The following is an 18,533-nucleotide window of genomic DNA, read 5'->3' on the forward strand; positions in this document are numbered from 1 at the left end:
GAGGCGGTTGGCGCGAGCAGCTCGTCTTTCCTGCCGCAGCCAAGGAGGGGGATGAGGGTGGGGTTCGGGCCGACCCCCCCCCGCACACCCCCCCCCCCCCCCCGCCCCCCCCCCCCCCCCCCCCCCCCGGGCCAGGTGGTCGGGGTGTAGACGTGCGGGCTGTACGGCGGTTCCGGTCCGTCCTCCTCGCAGACGACGGGTGAGCCGGTGTAGCGGTAGCCCAGTTCGACGCCCCGGTACTCGTTCTCGCCCCGCTCGGCCCGCAGGAAGGCGGCGACGGTCTCACGGGGGGCTCCGCCGCGCAGGAGTTCGCCGGCTTCGAGGTGGACGCGCAGATGCCGGTGGGAGGTGTGCAGGTTGCGCAGGCCCACCGGGCGGCGTTCGGCCTCGTAGCTGTCGAGCAGGGCGGGGCCGCCGAAGCCGCGGATCAGGGCGGCGATCTTCCAGGCCGCGTCGACAGCGTCGCCGAGGCCGGTGTTCATGCCGTAGGCGCCGGTGGGGAACATGCGGTGCGCCGAGTCACCGGCGAGCAGGACCCGGCCGTCGCGGAAGCGGTCGGCGAGCATGAAGCCGGGCCGCCAGCGCGAGGTCAGCAGCACCTTGTCGATCGTCAGACCGGTCCCCGTGATCTCGCGCAGGAACGCCGCGGGATCGGCCGGCGGGGTGTCGAACTCCGCCGGGTCGATGCCGTTGACGTGCGCGGTCCAGGTGTCCTCCTCGTCCTGCGCGATGATCACGTAGCGGAAGGCGAAGTAGTGCCAGAAGCGCCCGTGCCGGTGCAGGGTGGCGAGGTCACGGCTCTTGAAGTGCACCATGAACGCGCCGGGCAGACCGGGGACGCCGAAGCCCTCCTCGCCGATGCCGAGGACCTCGCGGACCCGGCTCGAGGCGCCGTCGCAGCCGATCATGTACCGGGAGCGCAGGCGGACCTCCTCGCCGGTGAGCACGTCGGCGAGGTGGCTGGTCACGCCGTCGTCGTCCTGGACGAGGGAGTCGAGGCGCAGACCGCGGCGCAGCTCGATCAGCGGGCTGCGCAGACAGTGGGCCAGCAGCACCGGCTCCAGGTCGATCTGGGAGATGCGCCGGCCTGGCTCGGTGGGCCGGGTGCCGTCGTCCGACTCGGCGATGCGCCGGAACTCCTCGTCGACGGAGGGGAGTTCCCAGGTGGTGATCGGTTCGCCGGCCAGGCCGGTGGACCAGATCACGTCGGCCCGGTGCTCGGGCGCGACCCCTGCGGCCCGGACGTCTTCGGCGATGCCGAGCCGCCGCAGGAACTCCATGCTGCGGCCGTTGACGTAGTCCAGCTTGGGATGAACGGAAGTCTCGAACGCCTGGTCCGCGAGAACGCAGGGGACGCCCTGGCGGGCGAGTTCCAGCGCGGCGACCATGCCGACTGGGCCCGCGCCCACGACCAGAACCGGTACCGGATCCACGATTGCCCCTTCACAGGGGTGTGGGGCGGTCGGCCCGCCCCACACCGTTCACGAGATGTCAGTGCGCTTCGCTGTGGGCCTGGGTGTCCGCGCCGACGCGGACCGCGACGGGCCCGGGCGCCGGCTTCGGGGCCGGGACGACCGCCCCGGTCAGGGCCCTCACCTGCGTCTCGGCGAAGGCGGCGTCGTCGCGCTCGCCGCTGGTCAGGGTGCCGAGGAAGCCGAGCAGGAAGCCGATCGGCGTGCCGAGCAGGGCCGGTTCGAAGTCGACGAACTTGAAATCGGAGTCGGGGAACAGGGCGAACTCGTCACCCGAGATGCCGTTGGAGAACACGACCATGAACATGGTCGCGGCCAGGCCTCCGTAGACCGTCCACAGCAGGCCCCGGGTGTTGAAGCGCCGCCAGAACAGTGAGTAGACGACGGCCGGCAGGACGGTGGCCGCGCCGAGGTCGATGGAGGTGGGGATGAAGATGTGGGTGCGCTGGCCCAGCATCGCGAACCCGACGACCAGGGACACGGCGCCGACGACGAGCACGGTGCGCCGTACCTGCTTCAGTTCGGCCTCCGGGGTCAGCCGGCGTCCGGCGTTGAGGTCCTTGGTGACGGCCGTCACCGCGTTGATCAGCAGCGAGGCGAAGATCGCGGCCACCGACAGCAGGGCGACGGCGCCCAGCGCGCCGGACATCCAGGGGCCGCCGAGTTCGTCGGCGAGCTTGGGCAGGGAGATGTCCCGGTGGGCGGAGATGACGCCGATGCCGTCCTTGCCGAGGATCGCGACGGCGCCGATGCCGAGGAGGACCATGCAGGAGTAGAAGACGACGATGATCATCGAGGCCCAGCCGGCCGACCGTCGCGCGTCCCGGCCGCTGGCCGCCACGAAGTTGCGCATGAAGAGGAAGGGCATCCCCATCACGCCGACGGCGATGGAGAAGGTCTTCGACAGATGGACCCAGGGGTCCTGGCCGGAGTTGGGGGTGGAGTTCTTGTCGAACAGGCGGCCCGGGTCGAGCAGGGCGTGACCGTTCTTGTTCGGTGCCGCCTTGGCCTCGGCGTCCTCGAGCAGGTTGAAGAGGTTCAGCTTGTACTCGACGAGCACGAGCAGGGTCAGCAGCAGGACCAGGCCGGCCATCAGCACGACCTTGAACGCCAGCACACGGGTGACGGCCGGCATGCCGCCCAGGTACACGAACACCACGGCGAGCACGCTGACGACGGCGACCACGCCGGCCACGAGCGGCTTGTTGATCGTGGAGCTGGTGTCGAACATCCGGCTGGCGACGAACCCGATCGCGGTCAGCGTGACGACCATGAACATGCCGTAGATGAGCAGCGTGACGACCGCCGAAGCGATGCGCGCGGGCCGTTCGGCGGCGCGGAGCGCGAACAGGTCGCCCAGGGTGTGGCCGCCGATGTTGCGGGCCGGTGAGGCGTAGAGCAGCACCGCCAGCAGCGTGGAGACCGTGAAGGCGGTCAGCAGCAGGATGGCGTCGAAGCCGTTCAGGGCGACATGCCCGGTGATGATGATGACGGTCGAGTACATGATGGCGCCGCCGACCATCGCGAGGGCGTTCACCCCGACGCCGACCTTGCGGCCGGCCAGCAGGAAGCCGTCGGTGTCGCGCACGTCGCCGCGCGCGGATCTGACGAAGGCGACCGCCACCGCCGCGAGGACGAGGGCGAAGAGGGTGGCCGTCGCGGGGGCGGCCCATGTGTTGTTCACCGGGGGCGGTGGAGCCACCGCGAGAACGCCGGTCATCGGACTTCTCCTTCCAGGTCCGCCCGGAGCCGCTCGCTCAGGGGATCCAGCCGGGTACGGGCGAAACGCAGATACAGTGCGGCGGTCGCCCCCATCAGGACGAACGTGAGCATCACGAACAGCAGGCCCACGTTCACCGGGCCGCCGATGTGCTGCCGGAAGAAGCCCGGAGCGAAGGCGGCGAGCAGGGTGGTGAGCATCCACCACCCCATGTACGCGACGATCGCCCACAGGGTGAAGGCGTTGGATCGGCGTCGCAGCGCCCTGAACGGGGCGCTCTCGTGCATGGCGACATAGCGGTTGTCACCCGCGGGTGCGTTCGCCGTGGCCATGACACCTCCTCGTGTGATGACGCCGTGTGGACGACGGCGTGGCGTGGTGGTCTGTACGGCAGTCTCGGCCGCCGGCTCCTGTGCGGTCATGGCTCATTCACGGGAACCGCGGCGTACCGTGCCGCATTGGCGTGCCCCCGGCGGAACCGCGTGAACAGGTGATATCCCGCCACGCGAGGCCCGGCCGATGGTGGGTGGATGACCCCGATGACGAGATCGGCCACACGGACGTACGACGACTTCACCGGCGGCGGGCTCGATCCCGCGCGCTGGAGTGTTCTGGAGGTGCCCGGCGCCGACGGCCGGCCGGTGCGGTACGAGGACCGCAACGCCCGGACGCGTACCGGCGACGGACGCTTCGAGCTGACCGTCGACCCGTTCAGCCGCTTCCACGACAGTGACCCGCGGCGCAACAACGCCAAGCAGATGTACCGGTCCGTACGGAGCTTTGCCGTTCCGGAGTCGGGACTGCTGACGTTCGAGGTCGAGATGGCGGTGCGGACCTACGGCCAGATCCCGCACGACCTGCTCGACGCCTTCGGCACCGTGGCCCTGTTCGACCTGGACAGCGGCGTCGTGCTCAACGCCTCGGCGACCAACGACAGCGTGTACGCGCTGGTGGAGCGGCTGCCGCTGCCGGGGGTGAGCGGGCCGGGCGGGCACTACACCCACCGGGTCCTCACCCAGGTGCCGACGGAGCCGGGGCAGCCGCACCGGTACACGCTCACCTACCGGGCCGGGACCCGCGAGGCGCGCTGGTACGTGGACGGACTGCTCGTCTACTGGGCCCGGCTGCCGGTGCCGGTGACCGCCTTCACGGCGGGCATGGCCCTGTTCTCCGCCCGCGACCTCACCCGCTACTCCCGCGCGGAGCGGGAGCACGGGCAGGGCGCGACCGGCTCGTGGGGGCCCTGGCGGGTCACGGCGGACGACCGGGCGGGCGGGCCCCACGAGCGACTGAGCGGCTGAGCGACGTCCGGAGGAGCACGTCTAGAGGAGCACGTCGCCGCCGTCGATGCTGAGGTTGACTCCGTTGACCGAGCGGTTGCGCAGCAGGAACAGCAGCGCGTCCGTGCAGTCCTCGCTCGTCACCGGGCGCTTGGTGAGCGCCCGGCCGACGGCGGCCTCCCTGGCCCCGGGCTTGTCGCTCCAGAACGGCGTGTCCGCGACGATGCTCGGGTGCAGGGCGTTGACCCGGACCGGCGAGAGCTCCACCGCCAGCGTTCTGACCAGGGCGCCGACACCGCCGTTGGCGGTCGTCACGGTGGTGGAGCCGGGGTAGGGGCGGTGGCTGGCCAGGCCGCCGAGCAGCACGGCCGCGCTGTCGTCGGTCATCCGCGGGGCGAGGGCGTGCAGCACGGCCGTGTAGCCGATGAGCTTCACGGTGAGCAGCCGCGCGGCGTCCGCCGGACGGTACTCCCGTACGGTGTTGAAGTCCCGGTCCAGCGCGGAGAGCACCAGCCAGTCGACGCGCTCCACGTCGGCCAGCGCGTCCCCGATGCGCTCGGTCTCGGCGAGGTCCAGCGCGAGACCTCGCGTGCGCCCGCCCAGGTCGTGTGCCACGGCCTTGGTGCGGTCCTCGGAGCGGCCGGTGACGACCACATCGTGTCCCCGCTCGGCGCAGGTACGGGCGAAGTGCAGCCCGATTCCCGATGTTCCGCCGATGACGACGACCTGGGTCCGATCGGACATGGGGAGGTTCCTTTCCTCTGTCTGTGCTCGTGGTGGTGCTCGGGACGGGGCGGAGGGCCGGCGGTCGCCGGCCGTTCATCCGTCCAGCTCGGCCAGGACGTCGGCCGTGGTCAGCGGCACCGCGCAGCGGTCGGCCGCGTAGCGCAGGGCCATGAGGTGGTCGTCGAGCGTGAGGTCGGCCAGCGCGTCCGCCACCAGGAACGGCTGGATGTCGCGGCTGAACGCGTCGCAGGCGGTGATCAGACAGCCCATGTGGGCGTAGACACCGCAGACGAGGAGCTGGTCGCGGCCGGACCGGCGGAGCCGTTCCTCCAGGTCGCTGCGGTGGAAGGCGCTGTAGCGCCACTTGGTCAGCACCGTGTCGCCGGGTTCGGGGGCCACGTCGTCGGCGACGGCCCGGTCGGTCTCGCCGGCGCTCATGCCGGGGCCCCAGAAGTCGTGCAGCAGCCCGCGGTCCCGCGGGGTCATCCCGCCGGGCTGGGCCGTGTACATCACCGGTACCCCGGCGGTACGCGCCGCGGAGAGCAGCTTCGCGACGTTGGCGAGCAGTTCGATGCGCGGAGAGTCCCCCGCCGGGAACGGCCGCAGGAAGTAGCGCTGCATGTCGTGCACCAGCACGACCGCCCGGTCCGGGTGCGGGCGCCAGGGCACCGCCGCGGCGGGCAGATCGTCCGGGCCGGGCATGCGGTACGGCTCGATCGGGGACATGGCCATGATGGGTCTCCTGTTGTCCGACGGCGTCATACGTGCAGGGCGGCGCCGCCGTCCACGTAGAGGTCGTGCATGGTCACGTGTCCCGCCTGGTCGGACACGAGGTAGGCGACCGCCTCGGCCACGTCGCCGGGCTGGGCCAGCTTGCGCAGCGGAATGCCGACGCGGTACTCGGACGGCGTTCCCTCGATCACCCGGCCCGGGCCGGCGTCGCCGAGCATCGCGTGCAGCATGGGGGTGTCGGTCGAGCCGGGCGAGACGATGTTGCAGCGGATGCCGTGCTCGGCGAGCTCCAGGCCCAGACACCGGGTGAACTGGGCGGAGGCGGCTTTCGACGCGGCGTAGGCGGCCATCTCCGTGCGGGGTGTGCCGGCGGCGTTGGACGCCACCGTCACGATCGCCCCGCGGCGGCGGCGCGCCATCAGCCGGGCCACCGCACGGGACACATGGAACACGCCGTCCGCGTTGACCGAGAACGTCTCGTGCCACTGCCGTTCCGACAGCTCCAGCGCCCTGCCCAGATGCAGCACGCCCGCCGCGTTGACGAGGATGCCGATCGGCCCCAACTCCTTCTCGACGCGGTGTACTTGTTCCCCGACGGCCACGCTGTCGCACACGTCGGCGGGGTAGGCGCGGGCCGAGCGGCCCTCGGCGCGGAGCTTCTCCGCGACCGTGGCGAGCGCCTCGGCGTTGCGGTCCATGACGGCGACATGGGCTCCCGCCCCGGCCAGGGTGGCCGCGACGGCGGCGCCGATGCCCTGGGCCGCTCCGGTGACCAGGGCGACCGTCGACTCGATGCCGGTCAGTTCCATGAGGGACTCCAGGAGGTCGTGACGGCCTGCTCGGCGTCGTAGCCGAACAGCCAGGCGTGCCGGTCCAGGCCCGGGGCGGTCCGGTCGGTGGCGTCGCGCTCGCGCTGGGCGTCGCCGTCGGCCAGATGGAAGGTCCTGGCGTTGGCGCGGGACTGCTGCTGGATCCGCGCGGTACGGGGCAGCCGGGCCTGCTCGTAGCGGCGCAGGGCCGCGCCGGGCCGGTCCGGGCGGGCGCGGGCCAGACATGCCGCGAGGACGACGGCGTCCTCGATCGCCTGGTTCGCGCCCTGCGCCTGGAAGGGCAGCATCGGATGCGCCGCGTCACCGATGACGGCCACCCGCCCGGCGCTCAGCCGGGCGACGGGGTCACGGTCGTACAGGGCCCAGCGGCCGACGGTGTCCGCCGCGTCGATCAGGGCCACGACGTCCTCGTGCCAGCCCTTGTACGCGGCCGCGAGTTCCGCGGTGTCGCCGCGCGCCGACCAGGACTCCTCCCCCCGGTCGGCGGCGGTGACGGTGGCGCCGAAGCTCACCTGCCGGCCGGCCGACACCGGGTAGCACACACAGTGCTGATCCGGTCCGAACCACAGCCGCACGCCCGGCTCGGCGAGCGCCCGGGGCACCCGGTCGGCGGGGACCAGGCCCCGGTAGATCGTCTGCCCGGAGTGGCGCGGCTCGTCGGCCGCGATCTCCTCGCGGACGACGGAGCGTATGCCGTCGGCCCCGACGACCAGGTCCGCCGTCACCGTCGTACCGTCGGACAGGTGCAGTCGTGCCCGGTCGGCGTCCTGGGTGACGGAGACACAGCGTGCGCCGAGGTGCACCTGTCCGGGCGGGACGAGGGAGAGCAGTGCGCTGTGCAGGTCCGCGCGGTGCACGGTGTAGTACGGCGCCCCGAAGCGGCGGTCGCAGTCGTCGCCGAGCGGAGTGCGGTGCAGCAGGGTGCCGTCGTCCCAGCGGCGCATCTCGATGGCCCGGGGGGTGACGGCGAAGTCGCGCAGGCTGTCCCGAAGTCCCAGCCTGCGCAGCAAGCGGGTTGCGTTGGGGGCGAGTTGGACTCCCGCCCCGACTTCGGCCAGCCGGCCCGTCCGCTCGTAGAGGTCGCAGGCGACGCCCGCGCGGCGCAGGGCGGCCGCGAAGGCGAGTCCGGCGATTCCGGCGCCGACGACGGCCACTGTCAGCTGCGGCATGTCGTGCCTCTCAGTAGTAGAGGAGCGCTTTGCCCCAGTCCTCGTCGGGTCCGAACAGGCTGCGCGGCTTGACCACGTCGGGCATGGCCGTCAGCGCCCTGTGCGGGATCAGGGTCCCCGGGGCCAGCCCGGTCACCTCGCAGTCGACGCCGAGCGCGGCGCGCACGGAGGCCGCCAACTCCGCCTCGGCGGCAGCCCGGTGCTGCCCTTCCACCTCGAACTCGAGGCGCAGTAGCTCGGGTTCGGCGCGGGCCCGCCAGAACATCACGTCGTAGGCGTCCGGGAGGGAGAAGACCAGCTCCTCCAGCCGGTGCTGGGTGACGGTCGCGGCGCCGACGCGGTGGCCGAACGCGGCCCGGCCGAGCACCTGGACCGTCGGCAGGTTCCAGCCGCAGTCGCAGTCGTCGTAGGACACCGAGACGTTGTCCTCGAGGTTGTAGCGCAGCAGCGGCATCGCCTCGCGGTAGAGCGGCGTCACCACCAGCTGGCCCTCGCCGTCCGCGCGGACGTCACCGGTGCGCGGGTCGTACACCTCGAACAGGGCGCGGTCGGCCCACAGATGCATACGGCCGTGCGGGCATTCGCCGGCGAGGCTGCCGGTCTCGGTGGAGCCGTACTCCTCGATCACCGGCACGCCCCACAGCCGGCTGATCCGGCGGCGGCGGGCGGCGGTGAGCGGCTCGCCGCCGACGAACAGGGCGCGCAGTCCGGGGAAGTCCTTGTCCGGCCGGTGCCCGGCGGCCTTCGCGGCCGCCGCCCAGATGAGGCACTCGGTCGGCACCGACCAGGTCAGGCTGACCTCCAGGTCGTGCATGACCCGGACCACACGGGCGTACGGCATGGCCAGCGAGCGGTTGTCGCCGGGGACCACGGTGGCGCCGTGCAGCCGGCCGGCGGCGTGGGCCAGATGGCCCGTCAGCAGCAGCGCGTACGGGGTGCGGACGAGGAAGACGTCCTCGGCGGAGATGCCGATCCATTTGCGGGCGAAGCGTTCCGCCAGGTCGACCCAGTCCTCCGCCGTGTAGTAGGAGGGGGTGGGATGTCCAGCGGTGCCGCTGGACTCGTGGTAGGTGGCGAGGCGCCCCTTGGGGACGGCGAGCATCCCGAAGGGATAGTTGTCGCGCAGGTCCTGTTTGGTGGTCAGCGGCAGCGCGGCGAGATCGGCGGCGGTGGCGGGCAGCGGCGCCCCGTCCAGCCGCCCCCGGTAGAACGGCGAGCGGGCGGCCCAGGTGACGGTCTGCTGAAGCTGCTTCTCCTGAAGGGTCCGCAGGTCCTCCGGCCCGTTCCACTGGCCGATGCGCGGCAGTCGGGAAGGCGGCTGGTTCACCGTTTCTCCTCTCCTAACAGTCGGTGGGCGTTGTCCCAGGCGATCTGCCGCCACTGCTCGGGCGGCAGGCGCAGGGCATGGAACTTGGCGAGTTCCACGGCCGGTTGCTGCAACGGGTACTCGGAGCCGAACACCACCCGTCGCGGGCCGAGGCGTTCCACGGCGGCCCGGGCCACGCAGGTGTAGCCGCCGGAGGTCTCCAGGGAGACGGTGGGTTCGTGCCGGACGAGGTTGAGGGCGTGGAAGTCGATGTTGCCGATGCCGCTGTGCCCGAGCACGAAGTCCACCTCAGGGAACCGGCGGGCGAGGCCGACGAGGTCGGCCACGCCCGCGCCGGGGCGGTCCAGGCACACCACGTACACCGGGTGGCGGTGCTCGGCGGCCACCTCGACGAGGGCCGCGGTGCGGGGGTCGGTCAGGGCCACGCCGTGCACCGCGGGCGAGATCTCCAGGCCGCGGAACTCGGCCGCCCTGGCCCGGTAGACCTCGGGCGGGCGGTGCGGGTTGGCGAACCAGAACGGCACCAGCCGCCCGTCGGTGTCCGCGCAGGCCCGGAGCACCGCGTCGTTGTCGGCGTCGGTCTCGACGTGCCCGCCCTCGGTCAGCTGGCGGGCGAGCCGGTCCAGGTCGATGGTGCCGCCCGCGCACACCACCGCCCTGGCCAGACCGTTCTCGTCCATCGCCGCCAAGAGCCGCTCGGCCGCTCCCGGGCGGGGAGCGAGCCGGACGTGGAAGTCCAGCACGGGCCGCGCGGTCGTCGCGGCGGCGCTCACTTCTCGATGCAGAACTCGTCGATCGGGTAGCCGACGTGCCGCTTCTCGACCGGCAGGCACCCGAGGACCTTCGTCCCCGGCGTCAGCTCGGTGACGTTGAGGACGACACCGCCGGGGCCGAGCACCCGCACGTGCCAGTCGTCCTGGACGATGAGGTTGACCTTGACGCCCGAGGGCGAGACCGCGTCGATCGCGAGCAGCGGACGCGTCTCGATCTTGACCCGGCCGACCGTGACGACCCGGGACTTTCCCTGCGAGTCGACGGCGAGGACGCGGCCGCCGGAGACGAGTTCGCTGAGGTAGTTGGTGCGTCCCTCGGCGGACAGCGTGTACGAGTGCAGGGCGCCGGCGTTGACCCGGAAGGGCCGGGTCGGCATGTAGGGCAGGGGGTGGGTCTCGCTGCAGCTGAGGATCATGCCGGTGGAGTGCGAGCCGACCAGGATGCCCTCGTCGAGGCGGAAGTTGGTGCAGGTGTCGACGCAGGCGCGCTCGCCCATGCCGACCCGGCGGATGCCGGTGATCTCCAGTTCCACCAGCGGCACGTCCGCCGCCCGGCTGACCGCCGCGGTCTTCAGCGCGGTGGCGTCGCCGGGGACACGGGGGGCGAGCATCACGCCGTCGGAGCCGTGCTCCAGGACGCCGAAGACGATCTCGGCCTCCTCGACGTCGGCGACCTGGGTGATGATGCTGCCGCTCGCCCCGGCCGCCGCGGCCAGGACGATCTCCAGGGGGATCTTGGTGGGGTCGCGGAAGTACAGCAGGCTCCACTTGTCCAGGCGGGCCGCCCGGCAGGCGTCCTCCAGGCTGTCGGCGTCCACGATCTCGACGTAGCGGCCGAACTCCACGCCGGGGTGACGTCCCGCCAGTTCGGCAGGCTCCCCGTGGCGGGCCGGGTCGACGATGACCAGGTCGGCGAGCTCCAGCTTCTCCGGCAGCTCGCCGCCCGTCGGGAACAGCACCTTCTTCACGGTCGGGGGCAGCAGTTCCAGGTCGGCCGGGTCGGCCGCCACGATGGCGTCCACCCTCTGGTGGACGGCTTCCTCGACGATGGCCTCCTTGGCGCCGTCGGCCTTGCGGATGTCCAGCCAGCACAGCTTCACGGGGTATCTCCTTGGCGTTGGGTTCGAATGCGTGTCGAGGTCGGCGGGGGTCTTCAGGACAGGACCGCGAGGCGGTCGTCGACGACCGCCCGGTCCGTGGTGCGCGGGAGGCCGTGCACCAGCCGGGCGACGGCGGCCGCCGTCCGGCCGGGCCGCTCGGCCTGGAAGACGTTGCGTCCCATGGCCACTCCGGCGGCGCCGCCGCTCAGGGCGTCGGACACATAGGACAGGACGGTGTCGGTGTCGGCCGCGCGGGGGCCGCCGGCCACGATGAGCGGGATCGGACAGGCCCGTACGACCTGGGCCATGCGCTCCGGGGTGCCCGCGTAGTCGGTCTTGACGATGTCGGCGCCGAGATCGGCGGCCAACGTGGCGGCGTGCGCGACCAGTTCGGGCGTTCTGCCGTCGACGATCTGCGGTCCGCGGGCGTACACCATGGCCAGCAGCGGTACGTTCCAGCGGTCGCACTCCTCGGCGACGGCCGCGAGGTCGGAGACCTGCCGGGCCTCCTGCCGGGAGCCGAGGTTGACGTGGACGCTGACCGCGTCGGCGCCCATCCGCAGCGCCTCCTCGACGTGGGCGACGAGGTACTTGGCGTCCGGGTCGGGGGCGTGCCGGGTGCTCGCGTTCAGATGCAGGATCAGCGACATGTCGCCGAACCGGCGGGGGTCGACCTGCCGGAGGCTGCCCTTGTGCAGGACGACGGCGTCGACGCCGGTCCCGGACAGCTCGCCGACCAGGGAGTCCAGGTCGCCGGGCCGCAGCGGGCCGTCGGTGACCGAGTGGTCCATCGGCACGACGAGCAGCCGCCCGTCGTCGTGCCGGAACAGCCGCCGCAGGCGGAGGCTTCGAGCGAATGAGCCGTTCTGTACTGGCATGAGGTCCTGCCTCTCTCAAACGGTGGCGGGGCGGCCGGGATCGGTGACGTCCTGCGGCACGGGTCCGTCGAGCCGGAACTCGCGGTGCAGGGTCTCGACGGCGTGCACGGTGCGCTCGCGCGGCACGATCACGGACAGCCGCGACTGGGAGGTGGAGATCCAGCTCGTGGGGATGCCGGCCGAGGCCAGCGCCGCCATGAACCGGGCCGTGTACTCGGGGCGGCTGAGCAGCCCCATCCCGACGACCGAGACCTTGCCGACGTTCTCGTCGAAGTGCACGCCGCCGCCGTGCGCGGCCGTCAGTTCGTGCAGGTCGTCCCGTACGGCGCCGGCCTGGCTGCGGCGGACGGTGAACCCCATCCGGAACTCGCTCTCGTGGGCGCCGGACCGGGCCACCAGGTCCACCACGGCGCCCTGGGCGGCCAGCACCCGGAACACGTCGGGGGCCAGGTCCCGTTGGCCGGCACCGCAGTGCACGAGCACACGGGCCACATCGGTGTCGTGGGTCACCGCCACGACGGCCCGCCGCGTCTCCAGCGGCCGGTCGTCCGGCCGTTCCACGACCACGGTCCCGGGCGCCTGCGACGACGCGTTGCGGACTCGCACCTCGACTCCTTCCATTGCGGCCAGTTCGATGCACCGGGTGTGCAGGACCCTGGCGCCCGCGAACGCCATCTCCGCCATGACGCCGGGGTCGACGCGGGGCAGGCAGCGGGCGGCGGGCAGGATGCGCGGGTCGGCGCTGAACACGCCGTCCACGTCGGTGTAGATCTCGCACGCCGAGGCGTTCAGCCGGGCCGCCAGCGCGACCGCGGTGGTGTCCGAGCCTCCCCGGCCGAGCGTCACGACGTCCCCGGTGGGGCCCACCCCCTGGAAGCCGGTGACGACGGCCACCCGGCCGGCCGCCAGGGCGCTGTGCACCCGTCCCGCGCCGATCCGCGAGATGAGCGCCTCGCCGTGCCGGTCCGTGGTCCGGATCCCGGCCTGCCGGCCGGTCAGCGAGACCGCCGGCACTCCCAGCCTGTCGAGCGTGAGGGCCATGAGCGCGGCCGACTCCTGCTCGCCGGTGGCGAGGAGCTGGTCCAGTTCCCTGGACGGCCCGGTGGCGCCGATGTCGGCGGCCAGCCGGAGCAGTTGGTCGGTCGTGCCGCCCCGTGCGGAGACGACCACGGCCACCGCCTGTCCGCCGCGCCGTGCCGCCGCCGTACGCAGGGCGGCACGGCGGACGAGATCGAGCGTCTGTAAAGAAGTACCGCCGTATTTTTGAACCAGCACATCCACAGTGGAATTCACCGCTTTCGTCGAACTGGTATGCCACGACAGTAATCGCGATACGGCGGCCCGCCCACTACCCGCCCGAGTAGTGCCGACCCCTTCAGCCGTTCACGCCATACCGGCGCGCCCGTACCGGAAACACGCCATTGACGCGGCACGCCATTGTGCGGCGCCTTTCTCCTCCGCAATATCGAGAGGCGTCTTCCGAACACTAAAAGGAGCGATATGTCCGGGACGGATTCGGGCCCCGCGGGCCCCGCGGGTGCGCTGGCCGGCCTGGGCCGGGACGGGCGTGCCTTCGCCCTGCTGTACCGGCCGGGCGCGGTGCCGGACGCCCAGGTGGAGGTCCTCACCGGCGAGATGTGCGAGGTCGGCTCGCTCGCCGGACTGCCCCTGCCCGACGGGCCGCCGGGCCGCGCCCGGCACGACCTGCTCGTGGCGGTGCCCTACCGGCAGATCACCGAGCGCGGCTTCGCCTGCCTCGACGACCACGCGCCGCTGCTCGCCCTGCGGGTCCGGGAGCAGCGCGAGGTCGGCCGCGACCAGGCCCTGGCCGCGCTGCCCGAGCCGGACACGCGGGTGTCGGACGCCGGGTTCGACCTCGGCGACGAGGACTACGCGGCGATCGTCGAGCGGGTCGTACGGGACGAGATCGGACAGGGCGCCGGCTCCAACTTCGTCGTCCGGCGCTCCTTCGTCGCACGGCTGGAGGACGGTTCGGCGGGCACGGCGCTGGGCGTCTTCCGCCGGCTGCTGGCCGGCGAGGCGGGCTCGTACTGGACGTTCGTGTTCCACACCGGCGAGGGCACGTTCGTCGGCGCCTCGCCCGAGCGGCACGTGACCCTGGACGACGGCACGGTCTCGATGAACCCCATCAGCGGGACGTACCGGCACCCCGCGTCGGGTCCTGACATAACCGGGATCCTGGAGTTCCTGAACGACCGAAAGGAGGCCAACGAGCTCTATATGGTCGTCGACGAGGAACTGAAAATGATGGCGCGGATGTGCGTGTCCGGCGGCCGTGTGCACGGTCCTTTTCTCAAGGAAATGGCCCGGCTGACGCATTCCGAATACATCCTGACGGGGCGCAGCGAGCTCGATGTGCGCGATCTGCTGCGCGAGACACTGCTCGCGCCCACCGTCACGGGCAGTCCACTGGAGAACGCCTTCCGGGTCATCGCCCGTCATGAGCGCACCGGCCGGGGCTACTACGGCGGGGTGCTCGCGCTGATCGGCCGGGACGCGGAGGGCAGCCGTACCCTCGATTCGGCGATCATGATCCGTACCGCGGAGATCGACCGTGAGGGAGGGCTGCGCCTCGGTGTCGGCGCAACTCTCGTGCGGGACTCCGACCCGGCCTCCGAGGTGGCCGAGACCCGGGCCAAGGCCGCGGGCATGCTGAGCGCGCTCGGCCTCCTGCCGAGGGACGACGGCGACGGCGCCCGCACGGGCGCCGGGGCGGCCGGGCGGCCGTCACCTGCCGCCGACCCCCGGGTCCGCCGGGCCCTGCGGTCCCGCAACACGACGCTGTCGCGGTTCTGGCTGGACGGGGGCCCGACCGGCGCGCCCGACCCGCTGCTGGCCGGCCGGCACACCCTGATCGTCGACCACGAGGACACCTTCACGGGGATGCTCGGCCATCAGCTGCGCGCCCTCGGGCTGCGGACCACGCTGACACGGTTCGACCGTCCCCTCTCCCCCGAGGACTTCGATCTCGTCGTCGTCGGACCCGGTCCCGGCGACCCCCGCGACCCGGGCGACCCGCGCATCGGCTCGCTGCGCGCCCTCACCCGTGGCCTGCTGGACGGCCACGTCCCGTTCCTTTCCATCTGTCTGAGCCACCAGGTCCTCGCCGCCGAACTGGGCCTGGACATCCTCCGGCTCCCGGTGCCCCACCAGGGCGTGCAGCGGCGGATCGACCTGTTCGGTCGGCACGAGCTCGTCGGCTTCTACAACACCTACGCCGCGCACTGTGAGCAGGACTACGTGCCCGGCAGCGGCCTGCGCAAGCCGGCCGAGGTCAGCCGGGACCCGGCCACCGGCCAGGTGCACGCACTGCGCGGTGCGGGCTTCCGGTCCGTGCAGTTCCATCTGGAGTCCGTCCTCACCCAGCACGGCCCGCAGATCCTGGGCGGTCTGCTCACCTCCCTGCTGCGGGAGGCGGGTCACAGCGTCGCCCGCGGCGGGCGTAGGGAAGTACTGCACGGGCGGTAGCGGACCCTTCCTCCACAGGGAGGACTCCTCCCCGGCAAGATCCGGCTAAGGTGCGGACATGACCACAGTACTGACCCGTGTCTGGGCCCAGGTCAGGGACTGGGTGGTGGCACTCGGTCTGGCGGCGGCCCTGCTGATGACGGCACTCTCCAAGACCGACCCCGCCATGGACCTCGAACCGCTCGGACTCGCCCTCGTGGTGGCGAGCGGTCTGGCCCTGGCCGCCGGCCGCCGCGCACCCGTGCCGGTCCTGATCGTCACCGGGCTGTGCGTCCTCGGCTACAACGCGATCGGGTTCGAAGTCCCGGCGGTGGCCTACCTGTTCGCGGTCTACTTCGCCGCACGGTCGGGCTACGGCCTGGCCACCGTGCTGACCTCCGTGGTGATGCTGGTGGTCCTCCCGTACGCGGTGATGGCCGCTCCCACGGACGGCCCCTCCGCGGACGCTTTCGCGCAGGCCCGCGGTGTGCTCGAACTTGCCTGGCTGATCGCCGCGGGCGCGGCGGGCGAGGCCCTGCGCCAGGCCGAACGGCGCGCGGACGAGGCGGAGCGCACCCGCGAGGAGACGGCACGGCTGCGCGCGAGCGAGGAACGGCTGCACATCGCACGGGAGTTGCACGACTCCCTCACCCATCAGATCTCGATCGTCAAGGTGCAGTCCGAGGTCGCCGTCCATCTGGCCCGCAAGCGGGGCGAGGAGGTCCCGGAGACGCTGCTGGCCATCCAGGAGGCGGGCCGCGAGGCGACGCGGGAGCTGCGCGCGACCCTGGAGACCCTGCGCGACGACACCAAGTCGCCCTCGCACGGCCTCGACCGGGTGCCCGAACTGGTGCAGCGCGCCCATGGGATCGGGCTGCGGACGACGCTGACGATCGAGGGCGAACGCCATGACGTGCCCGACGCGGTCGACCGGACCGCCTACCGGATCGTCCAGGAGTCCCTGACCAACGTCGCCCGCCATGCCGCGGCCGCGACCGCCTCGATCCGTATCGCCTACCTTCCGGACGCGCTCGCCATCCAGGTCGACGACGACGGCACGGCCGCGGCGGACTCCGCCCTGGTACCCGGTGTCGGGCTGCTCGGGATGCGGGAGCGCGTCACCGCCCTCGGCGGCCGCCTCAGGGCGGAACCGCGCAGCGAGGGCGGATTCACCGTCCATGCCGAACTCCCGGTGGCCCGTATCTCATGATCCGAGTAATGCTGCTCGACGACCAGCCCCTTCTGCGCAGCGGTTTCCGCGCGCTGCTCGACGCCGAGGACGACATCGAGGTGGTGGCCGAGGGCGCCAACGGCAAGGAGGGCCTCGCCCTCGCCCGGGAGCACCTGCCCGACATCGCGCTCGTCGACATCCAGATGCCCGTGATGGACGGCATCGAGACGACCCGGCAGATCGCCGCGGACCCCGCCCTGGCCGGGGTGCACGTGGTCATCCTGACCAACTACGGCATCGACGAGTACGTGTTCAACGCGCTGCGGGCCGGCGCCGCCGGGTTCCTCGTCAAGGACATCCAGCCCGACGACCTGCTGCACTCGGTGCGGGTCGCCGCGCGCGGTGACGCCCTGCTGGCGCCGTCGATCACCAAGATGCTGATCGGCCGGTACGTCTCCCAGCCGCTGCACCAGGACGGTCAGGGGCTGGACGAGCTGACCAACCGCGAGCGCGAGGCGGTGGCGCTGGCCGCGCAGGGGCTGTCCAACGACGAGATCGCCGACCGCATGGTGATCAGTCCGCTGACCGCCAAGACCCATATCAACCGGGCGATGATGAAACTCCAGGCCCGGGACCGCGCCCAACTGGTCGTCTTCGCGTACGAGTCGGGCCTGGTGACCCCGCAGGGCCGATGAGCCCCGCGCGGGCCCTCGTCGGACCACGACATCAGCCGGGTGGGGGCGACTTGCCCCCACCCGGCTGATGTCGTGGTCCGGTGATCCGCCGAACTCCGCCGTGAAACAGGCCCTTTCGTCATGGCCGCACGGAGAGCACGCTTTTCCGCGTCGCGCCGCTCAGATGAAATCCATCGCTCCCGGCGTCCATTGGTAATGCGATTCGAGCTTGTAGTACTCGCCCTCCGGCGCGAGCGCGACGCCGTAGACGAACTTCCGGTCGCCGCTGAGCGGAACGCCGTTCACGAACTTCTCGATCTGCGGTTCGATGCGCACCGGAAGTGTCGCGAGATCCTCGGTGGCCACGGCGTAGCAGATGCGTTCGATCTTCGGGGTGTCCCAGCGCAGCGTGACGTACAGACCGAAGGCCGACTCGCCGAGCCGGAGCATCTGTTCGCTCGGTTCCACGAACCCGGACGCGCTCAGCATCGAGCGGACGGTGGCCGGTTCGAGGACCTCCGGGGGAACGTCGTTGAAGTACACGTTCACCGTGCGGCTCGCGTAGTCGATGCCGATCACCCCGACCCGGTCGCCCAGGCCGTGGTCGGTGAAGAAGCCGGCGTTTGCGGCGAGGCCGTCCGGCATGGACGGCAGGGCGGTGAGCGCCGACAGCTCCTGGAGGGCGTCCGGCCGGAAGAAGCAGTAGATCTTCTTGAAGCCGCCGACGACGCCGAAGTCGATGCCGTAGCTGTCGACGGGCAGGCTCCGCCGGACCTCGGTGAGCAGGGTGCCGACCGGGTGGTCCGTGCGCGGGACGAGGCCGCCCGCCAGCGCCCGGCTGTAGGGGTCGCGGTCCTCGGGGTGGGTCGTGAAGCGGCAGTCGAGCTCGCCGACGTGGCGCGTGCCGGTGGCGACCCGGAAGGCGACCACGGTCGCGTCGTGCTCGAACGCGTCCGCGTACGTGGCCAGGACGGGTCCCACCGCGTCGGCCGAGGGGGCCGGGCCGTCCAGCAGCCTGGCCGACTCCTCGATGACGGCGCGCAGTTCCGCCGCACCGGTCCGTTCGGACATGTCTCCTCCTGTTCGTTCAGCCGCTCTGGCACGGCTGGTGGCTGGGCTGGTGCGCCGGTCCGGTCCCGCGCGATCACTCGCGTACGTATTCATCGACCACCCCCGGGAATTCGCCGGCATCACGTCATCGCGCGTACGGCTG

Annotated in this window: 17 protein-coding genes; 4 read left to right on the forward strand and 13 right to left on the reverse strand. The window is 72.0% G+C overall.

Features of this window, described 5'->3' with window-relative positions; genetic code table 11:
* The 3 genes from ACZ6SQ_RS19885 to ACZ6SQ_RS19895 all read right to left on the reverse strand — a co-directional run.
* The coding region (locus tag ACZ6SQ_RS19885) for an FAD-dependent monooxygenase (protein WP_469563613.1) at positions 1-1,433 on the reverse strand (1,433 nt) is incomplete at its 3' end.
* Between the two features lie 58 nt (positions 1,434-1,491).
* On the reverse strand, positions 1,492-3,192 hold the full coding sequence (locus ACZ6SQ_RS19890; RefSeq protein WP_469563616.1) for a sodium:solute symporter family transporter: 1,701 nt from the start codon (positions 3,190-3,192) through the stop codon (positions 1,492-1,494).
* Positions 3,189-3,524 carry a DUF485 domain-containing protein gene (locus ACZ6SQ_RS19895; protein WP_469563619.1) on the reverse strand — a complete coding sequence of 112 codons (336 nt, stop codon included), beginning with the start codon at positions 3,522-3,524 and terminating at the stop codon, positions 3,189-3,191. The genes ACZ6SQ_RS19890 and ACZ6SQ_RS19895 overlap by 4 nt, the downstream gene beginning before the upstream one ends.
* Positions 3,525-3,731: 207 nt before the next feature.
* On the opposite strand from ACZ6SQ_RS19895, the gene ACZ6SQ_RS19900 reads away from it, so the two are divergent.
* Entirely contained in the window at positions 3,732-4,493 is a 762-nt protein-coding gene (locus ACZ6SQ_RS19900) for a DUF6081 family protein (protein WP_469563622.1), read from the forward strand.
* A gap of 21 nt (positions 4,494-4,514) precedes the next feature.
* On the opposite strand, the gene ACZ6SQ_RS19905 is transcribed toward ACZ6SQ_RS19900, so the two are convergent.
* The 9 genes from ACZ6SQ_RS19905 to ACZ6SQ_RS19945 all read right to left on the reverse strand — a co-directional run bounded on the left by ACZ6SQ_RS19905 (position 4,515) and on the right by ACZ6SQ_RS19945 (position 13,300).
* The gene (locus ACZ6SQ_RS19905) at positions 4,515-5,216 is read right to left on the reverse strand and encodes an SDR family NAD(P)-dependent oxidoreductase (RefSeq protein ID WP_386379325.1); all 702 of its coding nucleotides are present in this window, start codon (positions 5,214-5,216) and stop codon (positions 4,515-4,517) included.
* Between the two features lie 75 nt (positions 5,217-5,291).
* A complete protein-coding gene (locus tag ACZ6SQ_RS19910; protein WP_469563626.1) occupies positions 5,292-5,930 on the reverse strand; it encodes an isochorismatase family protein in 639 nt (212 codons plus the stop codon).
* A 26-nt stretch (positions 5,931-5,956) separates the two neighbouring features.
* Positions 5,957-6,739: a 2,3-dihydro-2,3-dihydroxybenzoate dehydrogenase gene (locus tag ACZ6SQ_RS19915; protein ID WP_469563630.1), complete on the reverse strand. Its 783-nt coding sequence runs from the start codon at positions 6,737-6,739 to the stop codon at positions 5,957-5,959.
* Positions 6,730-7,929 carry an FAD-dependent monooxygenase gene (locus tag ACZ6SQ_RS19920; protein WP_469563633.1) on the reverse strand — a complete coding sequence of 400 codons (1,200 nt, stop codon included), beginning with the start codon at positions 7,927-7,929 and terminating at the stop codon, positions 6,730-6,732. Before ACZ6SQ_RS19920 ends, ACZ6SQ_RS19915 begins: the two co-directional genes overlap by 10 nt.
* 10 nt (positions 7,930-7,939) lie before the next feature.
* On the reverse strand, positions 7,940-9,256 hold the full coding sequence (locus tag ACZ6SQ_RS19925) for a phenylacetate--CoA ligase family protein (RefSeq protein ID WP_469563636.1): 1,317 nt from the start codon (positions 9,254-9,256) through the stop codon (positions 7,940-7,942).
* Complete coding sequence (locus tag ACZ6SQ_RS19930; protein ID WP_469563640.1) at positions 9,253-10,029, reverse strand: amidohydrolase family protein; 777 nt, start codon at positions 10,027-10,029, stop codon at positions 9,253-9,255. Before ACZ6SQ_RS19930 ends, ACZ6SQ_RS19925 begins: the two co-directional genes overlap by 4 nt.
* Entirely contained in the window at positions 10,026-11,129 is a 1,104-nt protein-coding gene (locus ACZ6SQ_RS19935) for a 3-dehydroquinate synthase II family protein (protein WP_469563643.1), read from the reverse strand. Before ACZ6SQ_RS19935 ends, ACZ6SQ_RS19930 begins: the two co-directional genes overlap by 4 nt.
* 53 nt (positions 11,130-11,182) lie before the next feature.
* Positions 11,183-12,007 carry a 2-amino-3,7-dideoxy-D-threo-hept-6-ulosonate synthase gene (locus ACZ6SQ_RS19940; protein WP_469563646.1) on the reverse strand — a complete coding sequence of 275 codons (825 nt, stop codon included), beginning with the start codon at positions 12,005-12,007 and terminating at the stop codon, positions 11,183-11,185.
* Between the two features lie 15 nt (positions 12,008-12,022).
* Complete coding sequence (locus ACZ6SQ_RS19945; RefSeq protein ID WP_469563649.1) at positions 12,023-13,300, reverse strand: aspartate kinase; 1,278 nt, start codon at positions 13,298-13,300, stop codon at positions 12,023-12,025.
* Positions 13,301-13,507: 207 nt separating this feature from the next.
* Between ACZ6SQ_RS19945 and ACZ6SQ_RS19950 the strand changes: the two genes are divergently transcribed.
* From ACZ6SQ_RS19950 to ACZ6SQ_RS19960, 3 genes are read left to right on the forward strand one after another with little or no spacing between them, the layout of a single operon-like run.
* On the forward strand, positions 13,508-15,496 hold the full coding sequence (locus ACZ6SQ_RS19950) for an anthranilate synthase family protein (protein ID WP_469563652.1): 1,989 nt from the start codon (positions 13,508-13,510) through the stop codon (positions 15,494-15,496).
* Positions 15,497-15,554: 58 nt separating this feature from the next.
* Entirely contained in the window at positions 15,555-16,685 is a 1,131-nt protein-coding gene (locus ACZ6SQ_RS19955; RefSeq protein ID WP_469563655.1) for a sensor histidine kinase, read from the forward strand.
* A complete protein-coding gene (locus ACZ6SQ_RS19960) occupies positions 16,682-17,341 on the forward strand; it encodes a response regulator (protein WP_469563658.1) in 660 nt (219 codons plus the stop codon). The genes ACZ6SQ_RS19955 and ACZ6SQ_RS19960 overlap by 4 nt, the downstream gene beginning before the upstream one ends.
* A gap of 159 nt (positions 17,342-17,500) precedes the next feature.
* Here ACZ6SQ_RS19960 and ACZ6SQ_RS19965 read toward each other — a convergent pair whose 3' ends face one another.
* On the reverse strand, positions 17,501-18,391 hold the full coding sequence (locus tag ACZ6SQ_RS19965; RefSeq protein ID WP_469563663.1) for an aromatic prenyltransferase: 891 nt from the start codon (positions 18,389-18,391) through the stop codon (positions 17,501-17,503).
* Between the last annotated feature and the right edge of the window lie 142 nt (positions 18,392-18,533).

Source organism: Streptomyces sp. NPDC048600 (assembly GCF_055587025.1).